Source organism: Mycobacterium sp. NGS29 (genome assembly GCF_059812965.1).
Window position 1 is genome coordinate 124,252 of the sequence record NZ_JCALDR010000005.1, and the last position, 19,748, is coordinate 143,999.

At 66.6% G+C, this 19,748-nt stretch carries 15 protein-coding genes and 2 pseudogenes; 6 read left to right on the forward strand and 11 right to left on the reverse strand.

Annotated features, from left to right (window positions below):
• Positions 1-33: 33 nt before the first annotated feature.
• From purH to AC5Y5Z_RS09015, 4 genes and pseudogenes are all read right to left on the reverse strand, one after another.
• Positions 34-1,599, reverse strand: a complete 1,566-nt coding sequence (gene purH, locus AC5Y5Z_RS09000) for a bifunctional phosphoribosylaminoimidazolecarboxamide formyltransferase/IMP cyclohydrolase (protein ID WP_499924727.1) — start codon at positions 1,597-1,599, stop codon at positions 34-36.
• Complete coding sequence (purN, locus tag AC5Y5Z_RS09005; RefSeq protein ID WP_463827394.1) at positions 1,596-2,237, reverse strand: phosphoribosylglycinamide formyltransferase; 642 nt, start codon at positions 2,235-2,237, stop codon at positions 1,596-1,598. Before purN ends, purH begins: the two co-directional genes overlap by 4 nt.
• Positions 2,238-2,382: 145 nt before the next feature.
• Positions 2,383-3,555 (reverse strand): annotated as a pseudogene (locus AC5Y5Z_RS09010) (cell division protein PerM); the annotation flags it as partial.
• 39 nt (positions 3,556-3,594) lie between these two features.
• On the reverse strand, positions 3,595-4,515 hold the full coding sequence (locus AC5Y5Z_RS09015) for a DUF5336 domain-containing protein (RefSeq protein WP_463827393.1): 921 nt from the start codon (positions 4,513-4,515) through the stop codon (positions 3,595-3,597).
• Positions 4,516-4,715: 200 nt separating this feature from the next.
• Here AC5Y5Z_RS09015 and AC5Y5Z_RS09020 point away from each other — a divergent pair, with 200 nt between their 5' ends.
• Positions 4,716-5,561, forward strand: coding sequence for an LLM class F420-dependent oxidoreductase (locus tag AC5Y5Z_RS09020; RefSeq protein WP_499924729.1), 846 nt, complete (start codon positions 4,716-4,718; stop codon positions 5,559-5,561).
• 390 nt (positions 5,562-5,951) lie between these two features.
• Here the strand turns inward: AC5Y5Z_RS09020 and AC5Y5Z_RS09025 are convergent, their stop codons facing one another.
• From AC5Y5Z_RS09025 to sucC, 3 genes are all read right to left on the reverse strand, one after another.
• The gene (locus tag AC5Y5Z_RS09025) at positions 5,952-7,478 is read right to left on the reverse strand and encodes an acetyl-CoA acetyltransferase (protein ID WP_499924731.1); all 1,527 of its coding nucleotides are present in this window, start codon (positions 7,476-7,478) and stop codon (positions 5,952-5,954) included.
• Positions 7,479-7,596: 118 nt separating this feature from the next.
• Complete coding sequence (gene sucD, locus AC5Y5Z_RS09030) at positions 7,597-8,499, reverse strand: succinate--CoA ligase subunit alpha (RefSeq protein WP_463827390.1); 903 nt, start codon at positions 8,497-8,499, stop codon at positions 7,597-7,599.
• 18 nt (positions 8,500-8,517) lie between these two features.
• The gene (sucC, locus tag AC5Y5Z_RS09035) at positions 8,518-9,681 is read right to left on the reverse strand and encodes an ADP-forming succinate--CoA ligase subunit beta (RefSeq protein WP_499924734.1); all 1,164 of its coding nucleotides are present in this window, start codon (positions 9,679-9,681) and stop codon (positions 8,518-8,520) included.
• Between the two features lie 235 nt (positions 9,682-9,916).
• On the opposite strand from sucC, the gene AC5Y5Z_RS09040 reads away from it, so the two are divergent.
• On the forward strand, positions 9,917-11,026 hold the full coding sequence (locus AC5Y5Z_RS09040; protein WP_473139696.1) for a M23 family metallopeptidase: 1,110 nt from the start codon (positions 9,917-9,919) through the stop codon (positions 11,024-11,026).
• 3 nt (positions 11,027-11,029) lie between these two features.
• Positions 11,030-11,590 carry a hypothetical protein gene (locus tag AC5Y5Z_RS09045; protein WP_463827388.1) on the forward strand — a complete coding sequence of 187 codons (561 nt, stop codon included), beginning with the start codon at positions 11,030-11,032 and terminating at the stop codon, positions 11,588-11,590.
• A gap of 84 nt (positions 11,591-11,674) precedes the next feature.
• Here the strand turns inward: AC5Y5Z_RS09045 and pcrA are convergent, their stop codons facing one another.
• Complete coding sequence (gene pcrA / locus AC5Y5Z_RS09050; RefSeq protein WP_463827387.1) at positions 11,675-13,990, reverse strand: DNA helicase PcrA; 2,316 nt, start codon at positions 13,988-13,990, stop codon at positions 11,675-11,677.
• A 229-nt stretch (positions 13,991-14,219) separates the two neighbouring features.
• On the opposite strand from pcrA, the gene AC5Y5Z_RS09055 reads away from it, so the two are divergent.
• From AC5Y5Z_RS09055 to pgi, 3 genes are all read left to right on the forward strand, one after another.
• A complete protein-coding gene (locus AC5Y5Z_RS09055; RefSeq protein WP_463827386.1) occupies positions 14,220-14,534 on the forward strand; it encodes a chorismate mutase in 315 nt (104 codons plus the stop codon).
• Positions 14,535-14,641: 107 nt separating this feature from the next.
• Positions 14,642-15,574, forward strand: a complete 933-nt coding sequence (locus tag AC5Y5Z_RS09060; protein WP_499924739.1) for an esterase family protein — start codon at positions 14,642-14,644, stop codon at positions 15,572-15,574.
• Positions 15,575-16,360: 786 nt separating this feature from the next.
• Positions 16,361-18,019, forward strand: a complete 1,659-nt coding sequence (gene pgi, locus AC5Y5Z_RS09065) for a glucose-6-phosphate isomerase (RefSeq protein ID WP_499924740.1) — start codon at positions 16,361-16,363, stop codon at positions 18,017-18,019.
• A gap of 88 nt (positions 18,020-18,107) precedes the next feature.
• Here the strand turns inward: pgi and AC5Y5Z_RS09070 are convergent, their stop codons facing one another.
• The 3 genes and pseudogenes from AC5Y5Z_RS09070 to AC5Y5Z_RS09080 form a co-directional block, all read right to left on the reverse strand.
• Entirely contained in the window at positions 18,108-18,857 is a 750-nt protein-coding gene (locus AC5Y5Z_RS09070; protein ID WP_499924743.1) for an SDR family oxidoreductase, read from the reverse strand.
• An 18-nt stretch (positions 18,858-18,875) separates the two neighbouring features.
• Complete coding sequence (locus tag AC5Y5Z_RS09075; RefSeq protein ID WP_499924956.1) at positions 18,876-19,343, reverse strand: zinc finger domain-containing protein; 468 nt, start codon at positions 19,341-19,343, stop codon at positions 18,876-18,878.
• A 153-nt stretch (positions 19,344-19,496) separates the two neighbouring features.
• A pseudogene (locus tag AC5Y5Z_RS09080) lies at positions 19,497-19,739 on the reverse strand (DNA-formamidopyrimidine glycosylase family protein); the annotation flags it as partial.
• Positions 19,740-19,748 lie beyond the last annotated feature (9 nt).

Consider the following 19,748-nt stretch of genomic DNA (forward strand, 5'->3'; position numbering starts at 1 on the left):
ATGCACTGAAGGCCCTAGACGGACGACAAGGGTTCAGTGCGCGAAATGGCGCGCCCCGGTGAGGTACAGCGTGATCCCGGCGTTGGCTGCCGCGGCGGTGACCTCGTCGTCGCGCACCGAGCCGCCCGGATGCACGATCGCCTGGACGCCGGCGGCGGTCAGGGTCTCGAGGCCGTCCGGGAACGGGAAGAACGCATCGGAGGCCGCCACCGCGCCCCTGACCCGATCGCCGCCGCGTTCCACCGCGAGCCGGGCGGCGTCCACCCGGTTGACCTGACCCATGCCGACGCCGATGGTGGCACCGCCGGCGACGATGACGATCGCGTTGGACTTCACCGCCCGGCAGGCCCGCCAGGCGAAAACCAGGTCGGTCAGTGTGTCCGGCTCGGCGGGATCCCCGGTGGCCAGGGTCCAGTTGTTCGGGTCGTCGCCGGGGGCGTCGAGCTGGTCGCGCTGCTGGATCAGCAATCCACCGCTGATCGGCCGCAGTTCGTGGCCACCGGCCAGCGGTTCGGAGGCCACCAGCACCCGGATGTTCTTCTTGCGCGTCAACACCTCCAGGGCACCCTGTGCATAGGCGGGCGCCACGATCACCTCGGTGAAGATGGTGCTGACGTATTCCGCCATCTCGACGCTGACCTCGGTGTTGGCCGCGATCACGCCGCCGAAGGCGCTCAGCGGGTCGCATTCGTGGGCCTTGCGGTGCGCATCGGCGACCGACACATCGGAGATGGCGATGCCGCAGGGGTTGGCGTGTTTGATGATCGCCACACACGTTTGTTCGTGGTCGAAGGCGGCCCGCCAGGCCGCGTCGGCATCGGTGAAGTTGTTGTAGGACATCTCTTTTCCGTGCAACTGCTCGGCCTGCGCCAGACCCGGCCACGCCGCCGGGTCGGAGTACAGCGCGGCCTGCTGGTGCGGATTCTCGCCGTAACGCAGCGTCGCCTCGCGCTGCCAGTTGCGGGCAAAGAAATGCGGGAATTCCTGCGCGGGCTCCTCAGGCGCCAACGTCGACTGCATCCAGGTCGCGACGGCGATGTCGTATTCGGCGGTGTGCTGAAATGCCAGCGACGCCAACTTCTTACGCTCACCGAGGGTGAATCCCCCGGCGCGGACCGCGGCCAGCACACCGTCGTAGCCGCGTGGATCGGTGACCACGGCGACGCTGGGGTGATTCTTGGCGGCGGCGCGCACCATCGACGGACCGCCGATGTCGATCTGTTCGACGCACTCGTCTTCGGACGCCCCGGATTCGACGGTCTGGGTGAAGGGATAGAGGTTGACGACGACGAGCTCGAAAGCCTGGATGCCCAGTTCGGCCAGTGCCGCCTCGTGCTGGGGCTTGCGCAGATCGGCCAGCAGCCCGGCGTGCACCCGAGGGTGCAGCGTCTTGACCCGGCCGTCCAGCACTTCCGGGAAACCGGTCAGTTCCTCGACCCGCGTCACCGGAATCGCTTTATCAGCAATGGTTTTCGCCGTTGATCCGGTTGACACGATTTCGACACCGGCGGCCGCGAGACCTTGGGCGAGGTCGATCAGGCCGGTCTTGTCGTACACGCTGATCAGTGCGCGACGGACCGGTTTCTTGCCGATGCTCATGTTGTGCTCATCCCTAGGGTCGCCTTCCTCGCCGTCACCGTCACGCCGCGTGTCGCTATTGCGGCCACCACGTCCACCAGCAGTCGCCGCTCCACGACCTTGATCCGTTCGTGCAGGGTCTCCGGATCGTCACCGTCGAACACCTCGACGGGTTGCTGCGCCAAAATCGGTCCGGTGTCCACGCCGGCGTCCACCAGGTGCACGGTACAACCGGTGATCTTGACACCGTATGCCAGCGCTTCGGCCACACCGTGTGCGCCCGGAAAGGCCGGCAGCAACGCGGGGTGGGTGTTCAGGGTGCGCCCGTTGAACCTCGAAAGAAATTGCGGTCCAAGGATTTTCATGAATCCAGCGGACACCACCAGGTCTGGGCGGTGGGCAGCGGTGGCTTCGGTGATCGCCGCGTCCCAGGCATCGCGGCTCGGATAGTCGCCGACGCGCACGGTGAACGACGGTACCCCGGCGTCCGCGGCGACCCCGGTGGCCCGGCAGTCGCGATCCACCCCAACCGCCACGACGCGCGCCGGGTAGTCACCCTGGGCCGCATCCAGCAGAGAGTTGAGCAGCGATCCGGTCCCGGACGCCAGGACTACCAGCCGCGCCGGTGCACTCGGGGGCACACGGAGCGGTTCTGGCACACGGCGACAATACTCAACTCTCGCGCGGCTGTTCCTGTCGCTCCTCGGCGTCCTCGTCGCTGGGCGTTTCGTCCTCCTCGGCCAGATCGGCCGACTCCCCCGGCTCCAGATCGTCGTCGAACGATCCCAGCACCGGTTCGGCCACCGGTGTAGGTCTGGGCCGTCGCGGGCGCCGCCTGATCCCGCCGGCCATCACCACCGTCATCGCACCAACGACCACGAACCAGAAGAGCGCGCCGAGGAACAGGCTGCTCAACTCCACGCCGACGTCGCCGAAATTGCCCAACCGGCCACCCCCGCCGTACCCGAGCACCGTGATCGCCGATGCCCCCACCAGCGCGGCGACCAGCAATTTGGCGATCGCGGCGACCAACGGCAGCGCCCGGCGCGCGCATTGCTGCCCCAGTGCCACCCCCGAGGCCGCGCCGATGATCAGCAGCGCAACCCACACCGGCCCGAGGCGGGGGGTGGGCACGGCGGCCAGGATCGGCAGGGCCGGCACGTCGCCGCCGAACACCGTGAAGGAGCTGAAGGTCGCGTAGCCAATGTGCGCGCTGGACCCGACCGCGATCGCCGACGCGCCGACAATGACGTTGGGGGCGTACAACAGTGACAGCACCGTCAGATTGAACTGGCCCCAGATGGAGTCGGTGATTGCGAACAGGTCCTGCATGGTCGACCAATGGACCACCAGCGAGCCCGTCGTCACCACTCCGGACAGGCCCAGCAACGCCAGCACCCCGGCGACCGCGGCGCGTAGCGAATCGCCCAGCCATCCCGGCAACGGGGAGGCGGCCAGCGCTCGTCGTCCCACCCGGGACCACACCCCGATCGCGGCCCCGATGGCATGCACCACCAGCACGCTGGTGAACGCGCGCAGCGCGCTGGGCGTCTGCAGTTCGGTGAGCACCGAGGACGCGTCGTGGATGACCGCCAGCGCGATGGCCGTCATCAACAGCGGCCCGCCCAGTGCTGAGGCGATCACCCACCGCACCACCAGGAACGACGAGTATCGCGTGGTCGCCCGCGCCGTGGTGCGAGCCGTCCCCCACACCATCAACAGCGCCGGCAGCAACGGCATGACGCCAAGCTCGCGGCCGGCGATCGAGATCGGCACCTGGTGCACACCGAGCCACATGCTGGCGACGGCGCCGAGCGCACCGGTCATGTCGCTGTTGGCGATCAACAATTCCAGCAGCGTGACCGCGGCGATGACGACCAGCGCCACCACGGCGGGCGCAAACGCGACCCTGGCCAGGTCACGTGCCTGACGGGCACCCGCGGTCCGGTTGTCCTCGCTTGCCGACACCCTTGTCACTCTTCGCGCGCGAACCGGGCTGGGCGCGAGAGCGCAGGCTTAGACCGGTGCCCCACCAGGCGACTGCTGACCCTGCCCGTAGGACTGCGGTCCGCTGGGGGGGTTGGAGTAGTTGACCGGCGCTGAACCAGCCTGCGATCCGCCGCCGGCGCTGACCGGAGGTGGCGGGCTGAAGCTGGGGAACCCGGTGGGCGGTGTGTGACTGGCCGGCGGCTGGTGCTGCGGCTGGGACACCACCTGGGTGGCCTGCTGCGCCGGGAAGCCGCCGGACTGCGGGTTCGGTCCCGAGTAGCCGCCGTACTGCGACCCGTACCCGGGCGGCTGCGCCCCCTGGGCCGAGTTCGGCGCGGACTGCTGTGCACCCGGCTGACCGTAGTACCCGCCCGGCTGACCGCCGTACTGGCCATACTGTCCGTACTGCTGGTAGCCGCTGAACGGGTCATACTTGGGCCGCGGAGTCGGCGCGGTGATGACGCCCGCTTCCAGCAGCAGCGCGGCCACGGCCGCCACCGCCTGGAACACCACGCACGCCAGCACGATCCACAGGGCCCAGCCGGCGGAGTAAGAGTCCGGCCGACTGAACGTGAAGGAAATGACCATCAGCACGCTCACGACCGAGAGCACCGCAGATATCGCGACGTAACTCCTGGCCTTGGGTAGCAGTCCCACTCCGGCCAGCAGCGCTGCCACCACGGCCACCGGTACCGCGTAACCGACGTCACCGGACACGTCGCTGCCGATGCCGCCCATTTCAGACTTGAAGGTGAAGATCGGGCCGAAGCTGAAGAAGTAGGCCAACAGACCCAGCGCCGCCACCGCGATGGACAGGTACAGGCCGAGCTTGCTTTCCGCCGGGGTGGCGGGCTCGGCCTGCCCGGACGCTGCGGCCGGGGCGCCAGAACCGTAGGGGCCGGCTGGCTGGCCGGGCGGGTAGCCGGGGCTACCAGGCGATAAGGTCATGGACTCCTCCTGTTGCTTCCGGTGCCTTCGGCTGCCGGGCGGCGTCGGTGCGCATGCTGCCGTGCGACGCCATTCGATCAACCACGCTAGCGCACCCCGGAAAGTTAATGCCCGTAGCCGCGCGCCGCTGTCGGCCTGCATCTGCGCCGAGACGGCAGGGGCGGCTGCGGACAAAATTAGAACACGTTCTAAATTGAGGCATGGACTACGGCCTCGTTCTGTTCACCAGCGACCGCGGCATCGCCCCGGCGCCCGCCGCCAAACTCGCCGAGGAACACGGATTCCACACGTTCTACGTGCCCGAACACACCCACATCCCGATCAAGCGCGAAGCGGCCCACCCCACCACAGGCGACTCCTCGCTGCCCGACGACCGCTACATGCGCACGCTGGATCCCTGGGTGAGTTTGGGCGCGGCATCGGCGGTGACCTCCCGCGTCCGGTTGTCAACGGCCGTCGCGCTGCCCGTCGAACACGACCCGATCACCTTGGCGAAAAGTATCGCCTCGCTGGACCATCTGTCCGGCGGGCGGGTCAGCCTGGGCGTCGGCTTCGGCTGGAACACCGACGAACTTGCCGACCACAACGTGCCGCCCGGGCGTCGGCGCACCATGCTGCGCGAATACCTCGAGGCGATGCGGGCGCTGTGGACTCAGGAAGAAGCCGAATACGACGGCGAGTTCGTCAAGTTCGGTCCGAGCTGGGCGTGGCCCAAGCCGGTGCAGGCGCACATTCCGGTGCTGGTGGGCGCAGCGGGCAACGAGAAGAACTTCAAGTGGATCGCGCGCAGCGCCGACGGCTGGATCACTACGCCGCGTGACGTCGATATCGACGAGCCGGTGAAACTGCTCCAGGACACGTGGGCTGCTGCCGGGCGTGCGGGGGCGCCACAGATCGTCGCGCTGGACTTCAAGCCGGACGCCGAGAAGTTGGCGCGCTGGGCCGAGCTGGGCGTCACCGAGGTGCTCTTCGGCATGCCGGACAGCGACGAGGCCAAGGTTGCCGCGTATGTGGAACGGCTGGCCGGGAAGTTGGCTTCGTTCTGACCCTTGCGATCGATTTCGCGCCGAGCGTCACACCAGCGCGACCCCAACGCCGAACGTCACACTGGCGTGAGCTCTCCCGCAAGCGGCGGCGCCCCCACGATCGGTTCGCGGGCCGAGCGTCACGCCAGCGTGACGCCGCACGCCGAACGTCACGCTGGTGTGGCCCCCACAAGCGGCGGGGCGCGCCCGCGATCGGTTCGCATGCCGAGCGTCACGCCAGCGTGACGCCGCACGCCGAACGTCACGCTGGTGTGGCCCCCACAAGCGGCGGCGCCCCCGCGATCGGTTCGCGGGCCGAGCGTCACGCCAGCGTGACGCCGCACGCCGAACGTCACGCTGGTGTGGCCCCCACGAGCGCCGGGGAGGGTGGGATCGAGCGCCGGGGAGCCGTCAGCGCGGCAGGCAGCGGTTTCCGTAGTCGAACGACTTCACCTGCACGGCCGACCCGAGGGGTTCGCCGTCGGTCAGCAGCGAGATCAGGTCGTCGTCTTCGGTCGTCGCCAGGAAGCGGCTGCCGTCGCTGACCAGCCGGCCGATAACAATCCCGGTCAACCGCCCGTTGTCGCGGCGCACTGTGTAGGTCTCGACGGTGCCGACGCCGTCGGCGTTCTCGGTCACCGGCACGCGGGGCGCACCATCGATCTGCGCCTGTAGCTCCGCGCTGCGATCCGCACGCCAGGGTCCCGGCGCGGTGGAATAGATCCCGACCGAATACTTGCTCTGAATGCCACCGTTGGCGCCGACGAACCCGAATTGTCCTGGCGCGCTTCGCATCCGCGCGACCGTCTCGGCCACGCCGTGCATCGAGTAGTTGTTGCCGGCGCCGCCGAAGAACGGCAGTCCACCGGTCAGCGTCAGGCCACGCGGGTCGTCGGGGGCGATGCCCAGTCCGTCGCAGATGTTGAAGACCGGCACCGCAAAGCAGCTGTACAGGTCGAACGTCGCGACCTCGTCGACGCCGATGCCGGCCACGTCCAGCGCCTCGCGGGCGGCCAGCACCGCCGACGGCGCGTGCCCGAGGTCCGGACGGTCGAGAAACGGCGGCGCTTCCAGGTCCGCGTGACCACGCAGGTACACCCACTTGTCTTCCGGCACACCCAACCTGCGCGCCGCCCCGACCGACATGAGCAGCGCTGCCGCGCCCTGGTTCACCTGGTCGCGGGCGACCAACAGTCGCGGATACGGCTCGGTGATCATCCGGTTGCTGTCGGTGACCGTGATCAGTTCGTCGACGGTCCGTTCCACCGGTGAAGCCGAAAACGGGTTCGCCGCAGCAACTTTGGTGAACGGCGCGAACAATTCCCCGATGCGGCGCAGATACTCGGCCGGGCTCAGCCCGGTGCCCGCGCGGCGGGCGTTCTCCATCAGGGCGTACTGGGTCGGTGCGTCGACCAGACCGTGGATCACCATGTAGCGGTTGATCAGCTTTTCGATGCCGGACCCGCGGTCCTCCAGGTCCCCGTCGATGGTCTCGCTGAAGTCCGGCTTGTCCTCGCGGTCCGCGAAATACCGCAAGGTCGACGTCGCGTCCGACCCGAAGATGAGCGCGACCTCCGAGCGGCCGCCGGCGATGTCACCGGCCAGCTCGGTGATCAGGTGCTGAGGCCCCTGCCCGCCGATGATCTCCAGGATCGCCCGCCGCGGTTCGGCGCCGACCCGCTTGGCCACCGACCGGGGGTAGTTGTTCGATCGGCCCAGCGGGGCGGTGGCCACCGGTCCGGAGATCTCGAACTGCCGGATGGCCGCGATCGTGTCGATCTCGGCGGCGACAGCCTTCGCGTCGCAGTCGTCCAGCGCAGCCTGCGCCGCGGCGGCGGCCAATTCCACCGGCGACATCGCCCGGTAATCCGGATCGTCGATGCGCTCGGCAGCCTGCCCGACGCCGACGACGACGGGCGTCCGCGGATCAAGATTCATAGATCTACTATCTACCGCAGTGCCGAGCAGACGCAAAATCGCCCCGGAGCACATGTTCCAGGGCGACTTTGCGTCTGCTCGCCGGCAGTTCTCGCGCCAGCACGGGCGCCAGCGGGTGCTACAGGCTCTGCAGGATCTCCCGGGCCAGCGCCGCCGTCTCCGACGGTGTCTTACCGACCTTGACCCCGGCCGCTTCCAGCGCTTCCTTCTTCGCCGACGCGGTACCCGAGGAACCGGACACGATCGCTCCCGCGTGACCCATCGTCTTGCCCTCCGGCGCGGTGAATCCCGCGACATAGCCGACGACCGGCTTGGTCACGTTGGCCTTGATGAAGTCGGCTGCCCGCTCCTCGGCGTCGCCGCCGATCTCACCGATCATCACGATGAGCTTGGTGTCGGGATCTTTCTCGAACGCCTCGATGGCGTCGATGTGGGTGGTGCCGATCACTGGGTCACCGCCGATGCCGATCGAGGTGGTGAAGCCGAAATCGCGCAGCTCGTACATCATCTGGTAGGTCAGCGTGCCCGACTTGGACACCAGCCCGACCGGCCCCGGCCCGGTGATGTTGGCCGGGGTGATGCCGACCAGCGACTGTCCGGGGCTGATGATGCCCGGGCAGTTGGGGCCGATGATGCGGGTCTTCTGACCCTTCGCGACGTTGTACGCCCACGCATAGGCGCTGTCCTGCACCGGGATTCCCTCGGTGATGACCACCAGCAGCGGGATCTCGGCGTCGATGGCCTCGGTGATCGCGTCCTTGGCGAACTTCGGCGGCACGAAGATGATCGAGACGTCCGCGCCGGTCTTCTCGATGGCCTCGACGACGGTGCCGAACACCGGCAGTTCGACGTCGTTGTCGTCGGCGTCCTTGTGCGCGACGGTGGTGCCGGCTTTACGGGCGTTGACGCCGCCGACGATCTGGGTACCCGCCTTGAGCATCCGCGCAGTGTGTGTGGTGGCCTCGGCTCCGGTGATGCCCTGGACGATGACCTTGTTGTCCTTGTTCAGGAAAATAGCCATGGGTCGGTTCTCCTCTGCTCAGGCGTTCGCCAGCTGGGCGGCTTTGTCAGCACCGGCGTCCATCGTCTCGGCCTGGATCACCAACGGGTGATTGGCCTCGGCCAGGATGCGCCGACCCTCCTCGACGTTGTTGCCGTCCAACCGCACCACCAGCGGCTTGTTGGCCTCGTCGCCCAGGATCTCCAGCGCCTTGACGATGCCGGTGGCCACCGCGTCGCAGGCGGTGATGCCGCCGAAGACGTTGACGAAAACGCTCTTGACTTCGGGGTCGCCCAGGATCACGTCCAGTCCGGCTGCCATCACCTCGGCCGAGGCGCCACCACCGATGTCCAGGAAGTTGGCCGGCTTGACGCCACCGTGCTTCTTCCCGGCGTAGGCAACGACATCCAGCGTCGACATCACCAGGCCGGCACCGTTACCGATGATCCCGACCTCGCCGCTGAGCTTGACGTAGTTGAGGTCGTGCTGCTTGGCCTTGAGCTCGAGCGGGTCGGTGGCCTCGCGGTCCTCGAACTCGGCGTGACCGGGTTGGCGGAAGTCGGCGTTGGCGTCCAGCGTCACCTTGCCGTCCAGCGCCAGGATCTTGTCGTCGGGAGTGCGTACCAGCGGGTTCACCTCTACCAGCGTCGCGTCCTCGCCCACGAACACGGCCCACAGCTTCTCGATCGTGACGGCCGCGGCGTCGAGCACCTCAGCGGGCAGGTGCCCCTGCTCGGCAATGGACCGCGCGAAGTCCCGGTCGACGCCCTTGACTGCGTCGACCGCCACCTTGGCGAGTCGGTCGGGCTTGGTCGCGGCGACCTCTTCGATCTCCATACCACCTTCCACCGAGCACATGGCCAGGTAGCTGCGGTTGGCCCGGTCGAGCAGGAAGGACAGGTAGTACTCCTCGGCGATGTCGCTGGCCTCGGCGACCAGCAACTTCTTCACGATGTGGCCTTTGATGTCCAGGCCGAGGATGTTCTTGGCGTGCTCGTAGGCCTCGTCCGGGGTGGCTGCGTACTTCACACCCCCGGCCTTGCCGCGGCCGCCGGTCTTGACCTGCGCTTTGACCATGACGGGCTTGCCGACTTCCTCGGCGATGGCGCGCGCGCCCTCGGCGGTGTCGGTCACCCGGCCTTGCGTACCGGGCACCCCGTGCTTGAGGAACAATTCCTTGGCTTGATACTCGAACAGATCCATGGGCGTCACTGCCTTTGCTCGGCTAACTTGCTAGTCCACTAGGGCGGCGGTGGCCCCAAATCGGCACCGCGCCCGGAGGAACTGTATCGACACCCGAAATGGTCTCCGCCGCCGCATCCACCGCTGTGGCGCAGGTCACCGAATGTATCCTCGCCCGAAACCGTGATCCAAGTCACAATTTCGACGGGATTCCATACCGAGGTTGCTAGTTTTACCCCTCAGCCGTTACCGTCTCATGGTCCAGATAACGTTATGGTCACGATCCGAGGACATCCCAGCTTTGTCCCAGCACCGAATTTCCCGCGCTGCCAGCGCAGTAGCGGCTCGCCCGTCCCGGGACCGCTGGCTGCGTCACCACCCCAACGAAGTCACCGAGATCATCCCGTTAGATGGCTTTGATGAACTCGACGACATGGAACTCGCCGATCTCGACGAGCTCGACTTCGGGGAATCCGAGTTCGACGTGTCAGAGCAGCTGCTGCACGCGCCCGAGCTCGACGATCTGGATGACACCGACGACCTGACGCCGCTGTGGCTGGCCGCTCCCGTCACCGAGGTGCTCGCCCGGGTCATCATCCCCGCGCCGGAGCCGGTCTCGGTCCGGTCGCTCACGACGGACGTCCCGTCGGTTCCGCGCCGGGGCGGCAGTCACCGCAAGCAGCCGACCAGCGCGGCCAAGGGTCGGCTACTGATCGGCGCGATGGCCGCCGGTGCGGCCGCTGCTGCCACGCACACCGCACTCACCCAATCCGAGACGCCCAACATCGAGACGGTGCTGACCGCGAATGCGTCGTCGATGTCCGGCGGGTCCGGGGCGACCGCGCCGCGGGGCGCCCAGGTGATCGCCGCTCAGCCCGGCAACGTCAGCGTGCACAACGAGGAATTCGCCCGCGGCGTGGCCTTCGCACAGGAACGCGCCCAGCGTGAGGCACGGCTGCAGCAGCCGCTCTACGTCATGCCGACCAAGGGAATCTTCACCTCCAATTTCGGCTACCGCTGGGGTGTATTGCACGCCGGCATCGACCTGGCCAATTCGATCGGCACCCCGATTTACGCGGTCTCCGACGGTGTCGTCATCGACGCCGGACCGACCGCGGGCTACGGCATGTGGGTCAAGCTGCTGCACGCCGACGGCACCGTCACCCTGTACGGCCACGTCAACACCACGTTGGTCAGCGTCGGGCAGCGGGTGATGGCGGGTGACCAGATCGCAACGATGGGCAACCGGGGGTTCTCCACCGGTCCGCACCTGCACTTCGAGGTTCACTTGAACGGCTCTGAGCGCATCGACCCGGTACCGTGGCTGGCCAAGCGCGGGCTGTCGGTCGGTAATTACGCCGGCTGACCGGTGAGCGCGCCGACCGACCCTGCCGGACGCGAACCTCCCGAACAGCCACGAACCCGGATCATTCGCCGCGCGCCCACCGAGCCGCTGCCGGTGGTGCCCGACTCAGCGCAGCCCACGCAGATCATCCGGCGTGCGCCATCCTCCGGTGCCGCCGCGGCCCCGGTGGACCCCATTGCCGCGCTGCCCGGTCTCCCGCAGCCCAGCCCCCGTACTGCGGTCGCGGCCGGCGCCGTGAGCATCGTCAGCGGATGGGCCACCTCGGTGGTGGCCACCGACCTGATCGCCGGCTGGTGGCGCACCGACCGGCTGTTCTGCATCGCGGTCGGGTTCCTTGCCCTGGTCTTTGCGATCACCACCGTCTCCGGGGTGATCGCGCTGCTGTTGCGCCGGCCGGTCGGGCGTCACCTGATCACGGCCGGAGCGGTGGTCGCGCTGCTCACTTACCTCGGCGTGTTCATCGCGGGCGCCCGGGTGGCGTGGTTGGTGCACGCGCTGCCGCTGCTGCCGGTCGCCAGCGCGGTCCTGGCGGCACTGCCGGAGACCAAACGGTGGACCGACTGAGCTTCAGCAGCGACGAACGTCTGGCCCGCCGGTGGCCACCGGCGGCAGCCGTCACCTGAATCCGGTCTGTTTCCCCGGGGCGGGTCAGAGCTTGCCGATCGGGGCGTGGTTATGCATCAGCTTCACCCGCCCGGCACTGCCGAAATCGATCAACGACATCGCCGATTCGCCGGTGCCGGTCACCTCTTCGACCCTGCCCAGGCCGTACTTGTCGTGCGTCACCCGGTCGCCGGGCTCGAGCACGATGAGCGGGCGCTTGCTCGCACCCGAGCGGGTCGGCGCGGCACGCGGCGTGCCGAACCGGCCCGCACCGCTGACCGGCGCGCTGAACGACGGCTTAGGCGCGGTTCGTCGCCAGTCGATGAGCTGCTGGGGAATCTCGCGCAGGAAGCGCGATTCCGGATTGAGCATCGGCTGCCCCCAGGACGAGCGGACGATGGCCCTGCTCAGGTAGAGCCGCTGCCGGGCCCTGGTGATCCCGACGTAGGCCAGCCGGCGTTCCTCGGACAGCTCGCCCGGGTCATCCAGCGCCCGCATGTGCGGGAACATGCCGTCCTCCCAGCCCGTGACGAACACCACCGGGAACTCCAGCCCCTTGGCGGTGTGCAGCGTCATCAACGTGACCAGACCCGCGCCGTGCTCGGGGATCTCGTCAGTGTCGGCGACCAGGGAGACCCGTTCCAGAAAAGCCGCCAGGATTCCGGTGTCCGGCACGTCCTCGTCGTCGGTGTCGCCTTCGGCTGCCAGTGCCGCCGCGTTTGCCCGATCGATGCTGAATTCGTGTGCGACGCTGACGAGTTCGTTGAGGTTGTCCAACCTCGCGAGCTCCTGCGGATCGGTCGACGACTCCAGCTCGCGGCGGTACCCGGTGCGTTCGAGCACCGCCTCGACCAAGTCGCCGAGATCGTCGTCGAGGTGCCCCCGCAGCTCGTCGAGCAACTCCACGAAGCCGGCGATGCACTTCTCCGCGCGGCTGTTGAGCATCGGCACTTTGCCCGCGGCCGCCGCCTGCAGTGCGTCGGCGAAGCTCGCGCCGGTGTTCTCGGCGTACACCGCCACACACGCCTCGGCGCGGTCACCGATGCCGCGGCGCGGGGTGTTCAGGATGCGCCGCATGCTGACGGCATCGCCGGGATTGTCCAGTACCCGCAGGTAAGCGACGATGTCGCGAATCTCCTTGCGTTCGTAAAAACGAACTCCCCCAACGACTTTGTACGGAATCCCGGCGCGGATGAACACCTCTTCCAGGGATCGCGACGAGTTGTTGGTGCGGTAGAAGACCGCGACGTCGTTGTAGGTGATGTCGCCGCGGTCGGCCAATGCGTCGATTTCGTCGGCGACGAACCTGGCCTCGTCGTGCTCGTTGTCGGCGACGTAACCGACGATCAGTTCACCCTCGCCGGCGTCGGTCCACAGCCGCTTCTCGCGGCGCCCCGTGTTGCGGGCGATCACCGAGTTCGCCGCGGACAGGATGTTCTGCGTCGAGCGGTAATTCTGTTCCAGCAGAATCGTTCTCGCGTCCGGGTAGTCACGTTCAAAGTCTTCGATGTTGCGGATGGTGGCACCGCGGAACGCATAGATCGACTGGTCGGCATCCCCGACGACGCACAACTCCCCGGGTGGCACACCATCCTCGGTGTCGCGACCGACCAATTCCCGCACCAGCATGTACTGCGCGTGGTTGGTGTCCTGGTACTCGTCGACCAGAACGTGGCGGAACCGGCGTCGGTAGTACTGCGCGATGTCGGGGAATGTCTGCAGCACCGCGACGGTCTCGCCGATCAGGTCGTCGAAGTCCAAGGCGTTGGCCGCCCGCAGCCGTCGCTGATACTCCCCGAAAACCGATGCCACGGTGCGGGACAGGTCGTCGGACTCGTCGGTGAGGTTGGACACCGCCTGGTGCGGATCGATCAGCTCGTTCTTGAGGTTGGAGATGGCGTTGGCCAGCAGCCGGGGCGAATACCGCTTGATGTCCAGGCCCATGTCGCGGCCGATCATCTGCAGCAGCCGGCGGGAATCGTCGGCGTCGTAGATGGAGAAGTTGGAGTTGAGCCCGTCGATCAGCGATGCCTGGTTACGCAAGATCCGCACACACGACGAGTGGAACGTCGACACCCACATGTAGCGGGCCCGCGGACCGACCAGGTTGACCACACGTTCACGCATCTCGGCGGCCGCTTTGTTGGTGAACGTGATCGCCAGGATCTGACCGACGCTCACACCGCGCTCAGCGACCAGGTAGGCGATGCGGCGGGTGAGCACCGCCGTCTTGCCCGAGCCGGCACCCGCGACGATCAGCAGGGGCGAGCCCTCATGGACCACCGCCTGGCGCTGTTGCTGATTGAGACCGTCGAGCAGTTGCTCGGCTTCGGATTTTGCGTCAGTCGCGTGCACACTCATGTCCGTCCAAACTTACCGCCGCTGCCCGACACCCACGCCCTTCCCGCCACGAATTGCCGAGTTTTTGCGTGCGTGCGGCCATTGGTGGCACACTCGGTTGGTGCTCAACGTGCAGCCCCGATTTTTCTACGGGTACCCGTCAGCGGTGCCCGTGGCGTAGCTGCTTTCGCAGAGCCCCGTGGTCCGCTTCGGCGATCGGGGCTCGTCTTTCGTGTGAGGCCCGAACCGGATGAGACCAGACCCACCACCTCACGAAAATGCGGAGATAGCAGAAATGAACACCGAGACCATCGATACCGCAGAGCTCGATATCGACGAATTGCGCGAAGAGATCGACCGGCTCGACGCAGAGATCCTTGCCGCCGTCAAGAGACGCGCCGAGGTGTCCCAGGCGATCGGCAAAGCCCGGATGGCATCCGGCGGCACTCGGCTGGTGCACACCCGGGAGATGAAAGTCATCGAACGCTACAGCGAGTTGGGTCCGGAAGGAAAAGACCTCGCGATGCTGCTGCTGCGTCTGGGCCGGGGACGACTCGGCCACTAATCGGTTACTCCTGCCGTTACATTCGGCAGTTTGCTGATTTGCCCCGGTAAGCTCCGCCGGACATGGCTGCGTCGTCAAGAGCTGCACTTTCACCGTTACGTCGGCTGATGTCGCTATCAGCCGCAGCGTTGCTCGCCGTCACGGGTGGGCTCTCGGCCAGCACGGCAATCGGTTCCGCTTGGTCCCGCCAGGGTCAACCGATCGAGTACCTGATGGTCCCCTCGCCGTCGATGAATCGCCAAGTCAAGGTGGAGTACCAGGGCCGGGCAACCGGCGGGAGCTCGCACGCGGTGTATCTGCTCGACGGGATGCTGGCCCGCGACGACTTCAACGGGTGGGACATCCACCTGCCGGTATTCGAGTGGTTCGGCCAGTCCGGCCTGTCGTTGGTACTGCCCACCGGTGGCATGGCGAGTTTCTATTCCGACTGGTACCGGCCGGCGGTCGGCAACAAGGGCACGTGGACCTACAAATGGGAGACTTTCCTGACCCAGGAGTTGCCGGCCTGGTTGGCGACGAACAAAGGCACCAGCCCCACCGGAAACGCCGTGGTGGGAGCCTCGATGAGCGGCTCAGCGGCATTGATCCTGGCCGCTGATCACCCGCAGAACTTCGTCTATGCCGCGTCGATGTCCGGTTTCCTCAACCTGTCCGCCGGCAATTGGCCCACCTTGCTCACCGCCGCCCAGCTGGGTGCCGGCGGCTTTCGCTCCGACGCCATGTGGGGGCCCGCCGGTGACCCCGCGTGGGCCGATCACGACCCCACGGTCAACGCCGCCAAGCTGGCCGCCAACAACACCCGCATCTGGATCTACACCGGCAACGGTGGCGAGTCAGACCTGGGCACCAAGCTGGACGCCAGCCTGCTGGAAAGCGCTACCCGTATCAGCAACAAGGTCTTCGCGGCCCGCTACAAACTCAAGGGCGGCCACAACGGCGTATTCAATTTCCCCGCCAACGGCACGCACACCTGGCAGTACTGGGGAGAGCAGTTGCAGGCGATGCTGCCGGATCTGCAGCAGGTGCTGGGCAGCTTCTAATGGATCGGACTTTCCCACCCTGGCCGATCAAGGGCGAGCCATCTGAGGTCGCGCGATGAATCACGCTTTTTTGCAACGCCTTCAGGTCGTAGACAACAATAGGGACTAATCAACCGAACTGCCGGCCGGCCGTGCAGCAGACCGGACGCATCGAGGAAGACGGTACTGAGACCATGCAGTTGATTAAGTCTCGAATCAGTAGTAAGCCAGCGTCTATTGGGCTTGGGGTAGACGGTCAAGGTATCTACGTCGGTTGGAAATCTGATGTCGTCGCCATTCTTCGAAATGCTGCGGACCCAAACGACCTATTGACCGAATTGAACGATCGCACTAATAACTTGGAGGGCGTTGTGGCGCATCCTTTGGATGCAGCCATTGTTCTGGCCAGCCTCCTTCCTGGGGCACCGCCTTCGAGTGCTCGCCCAGCACTGCTGAGTTAGACGGAGCTACTCATCAGGGTCGATGCGTGCACTGATTGCGGGTTTTCTATTCCGCCGTTTCAAATGTCCGCTCTCGTCGCTCGGCCAGCAGCTGCGTCTTGAGGTTGGTATCAGCAGATGCGTTCGATGCGTGCCAGCACTCGCGGTGACGCTTCGGCTGGCGAGACGTGAGACAGGAAATTGGTGGGACAGTTGTTCATCGCCCACGACGGACTCACCAATCTCGCCTGCGATGCGGTACTTATTTTCTGCGACGTCGACGGGGTAGGTCACTAATAATCTACTGGCAGGCTACCTACGAGCGTGCGTGCGACAGCCGAACTGAATGGTTGACTAGGGTCGACTTATGACCTCCGCGCCATCAGACATCACCGCCACCCCGGCCTGGGACGCCCTGCGCAAGCACCATGATCAGATCGGAGAAACCCACTTACGGCAGTTCTTCGACGACGATCCGGACCGCGGTCGCGAGCTCACCCTGACGGTGGGAGACCTCTACATCGACTACAGCAAGCATCGGATCACCCGCGAGACGGTCGGACTGCTGATCGACCTCGCGCGCACAGCCAAGCTCGAGGAGCGCCGGGACGCCATGTTCGCCGGTGAGCGCATCAACACCTCGGAGGATCGGGCGGTGCTGCACACCGCGCTGCGGTTGCCGCGTAATGCCGACCTGATCGTCGGGGACCAGAACGTGGTCAGGGATGTCCACGAAGTGCTGGACGCGATGGGCGACTTCACCGACCGGCTGCGCAGTGGGGACTGGAAAGGTGCCACCGGCGAGCGGATCCGCACCGTGGTCAACATCGGCATCGGCGGTTCCGACCTGGGCCCGGTGATGGTGTACCAGGCACTGCGCCACTACGCCGACGCGGGCATCTCGGCCCGCTTCGTCTCCAACGTGGATCCCGCCGACCTGGTCGGTGTACTGGCCGACTTAGCCCCTGCCACAACACTTTTCATCGTCGCGTCGAAGACCTTTTCCACTCTCGAGACGCTGACCAACGCGACGGCGGCCCGCCGCTGGCTCACCGACAAACTCGGGGATGCCGCGGTGGCAAAGCATTTCGTGGCCGTGTCCACCAACAAGCGTCTCGTCGACGAATTCGGGATCAACACCGACAACATGTTCGGGTTCTGGGACTGGGTGGGTGGCCGCTACTCGGTGGATTCCGCGATCGGGTTGTCGGTGATGGCGGTGATCGGCCGAGAAGCGTTCGCGGACTTCCTGTCCGGATTTCACATCGTCGACGAACATTTCCGGACGGCACCGCTGGACGCCAATGCGCCTGCGCTGCTTGGGCTTATCGGGCTGTGGTACAACAACTTCTTCGGCGCCCAGTCGCGGGTGGTACTGCCCTACGCCGATGATCTGGCGCGGTTCGCGGCCTATCTGCAGCAGCTGACCATGGAGTCGAACGGCAAGTCGACGCGCGCCGACGGCACTCCGGTCACCACCGACACCGGCGAAATCTATTGGGGCGAGCCGGGAACCAACGGCCAGCACGCGTTCTACCAGTTGCTGCACCAGGGCACCCGACTCATACCTGCCGACTTCATCGGCTTCAGTCAGCCCCTCGACGACCTGCCGACAGCAGAAGGCGACGGCAGCATGCACGATCTGTTAATGAGCAACTTCTTCGCCCAGACCCAGGTCCTGGCATTCGGCAAGACGGCCGACGAGATCGCTCAGGAGGGCGCCCCGGCCGGGGTGGTGCCGCACAAGGTGATGCCCGGCAACCGGCCGTCGACCTCGATCCTGGGCACCCGGTTGACACCGTCGGTGCTGGGCCAGCTGATCGCGCTCTACGAGCACCAAGTCTTCACCGAGGGTGTCATCTGGGGCATCGATTCCTTCGACCAGTGGGGTGTGGAACTGGGTAAGACGCAGGCCAAGGCGCTGATCCCGGTACTCACCAGCAACGAATCCCCGGCCAAGCAGTCGGACAGCTCCACCGACGCGTTGGTGCGCCGCTACCGCGCCGAGCGGGGCCGCGCGGAATAGCGATTCGCCTGCTGTTGCGCCGAGTGTGCATCCCACGACGCGACACGCCGCTCAGGTGTCGTGGATTGCACAGTGGGCCTCAGAAGGGTCAGGCGAAGCGCTTGGTCAGCGGTGGTGGCATCACCCGCAGCAGCTGGACCAGCGGTACCCACGGCCAGCGCGGCACCACGGCGCGGCCCGGCTCGCGTTCGATGGCGGCGACGAGTGCCTTGACGCCGGTTTCGTTGTCCACCATCAACATTGTGCTGTTGGATTTGGCCGTCATCTCCGACTCGATGTAGCCCGGCTCGATGGAGGTCACCCTGATGGGACCTTTGGCGTACTCGGCGCGCAGCGACTCGCCCAGCGACGTCAGCCCAGCCTTGCTGGCGCAGTAGGCGGCTTTGACGCCCGGCACACCGCGGTTGCCCAGCACCGAGGAGATGAGCACCAGGTGACCGGATCCGCTCTTGTTGAAGATCTCCAGCGCGGTCTCGATCTGCACCAGCGCGGCGATCAAATTGGTCTCCAGCGTCGCCTTGTTCGCCCACACCTTGCCCGAGCCCAGCTTGGCGCCCTTGCCGATACCGGCATTGACGATTACCCGGTCGATACCGCCCAGCGCGTCGCTGAGTTCGGCGAACACCTTCGGCACCTGTTCGTGGTCGTTGACATCCAGCGCCGCCAGCGCGATCTTGACCGACGGATACTGCTGCGACAGTTCGGCTTTCAATTCCTCGAGCCGGTCGGTGCGGCGGGCACACAAGGCCAGGTCGCGGCCTTTGGCGGCGAAGGCGCGGGCCATGCCGGCGCCCAGGCCGGAGCTGGCTCCGGTGATCAGGATTCTCTGGCGAGTCACCCGGGCAGCATATCGGGGCTATTTGAGCAGCCGGGACATGCGCCGGTCGGCCAGCACTTTGCCGCCGGTCTGACAGGTCGCACAGTATTGAAAAGACTTGTCCGCGAACGACACTTCGCGCACGGTGTCGCCGCAGACCGGGCAGGGCAGTCCGGTGCGGGCGTGTACCCGCAGCCCAGAGCGCTTCTCTCCTTTGAGCATGGCAGCGCCCTGCCCGACGGACCGGCTCACCGCGTCGGTGAGGACGGAAATCATCGCGTCGTGCAGGACGGTGAGCTGCTCGTCGGACAGTTTCGCCGCGGTCGCGAACGGTGAGATCCGCGCGACGTGCAGGATCTCGTCGCTGTAGGCGTTGCCGATGCCGGCGATCACCTTCTGGTCGGTGATGACGGTCTTGATCCGCCCGGTGTTGCCGGCCAGGATGCGGGACAGGTCATCGGGGCCGAGTTCGAGCGCATCGGGTCCGAGTGCGGCGATCTGCGGCACCTGCCGGGGATCGTTGACCAGCCATACCGCGAGCCGTTTCTGGGTGCCGGCTTCGGTGAGGTCGAAGCCTGGCGCCGTACCGGGGGTGCCCAGATGCACCCGCAGCGCGATCGGCCCCTTGCCCGGCCGTAACGCAGCCGCGGCCAGTTTGTCCGACCAGCGCAGCCAGCCGGCCCGCGACAAATGCGTGATCAGCCAGAGGTCGCCGGCCTGCAGGCCCAGGTACTTGCCCCACCGGCCGGCGGTGACGACGGCGCGGCCGTGCAGCGCGTTGACGGGCGGATCGAAGGTCTTGAGCACACTCAGCGCGGCGACGTCGACCCGGCCGACGGTCAAGCCGACGGCATGCCGGCGCAGATGATCAGCCAGCGCTTCGATCTCGGGGAGTTCGGGCACCGGTCCAGT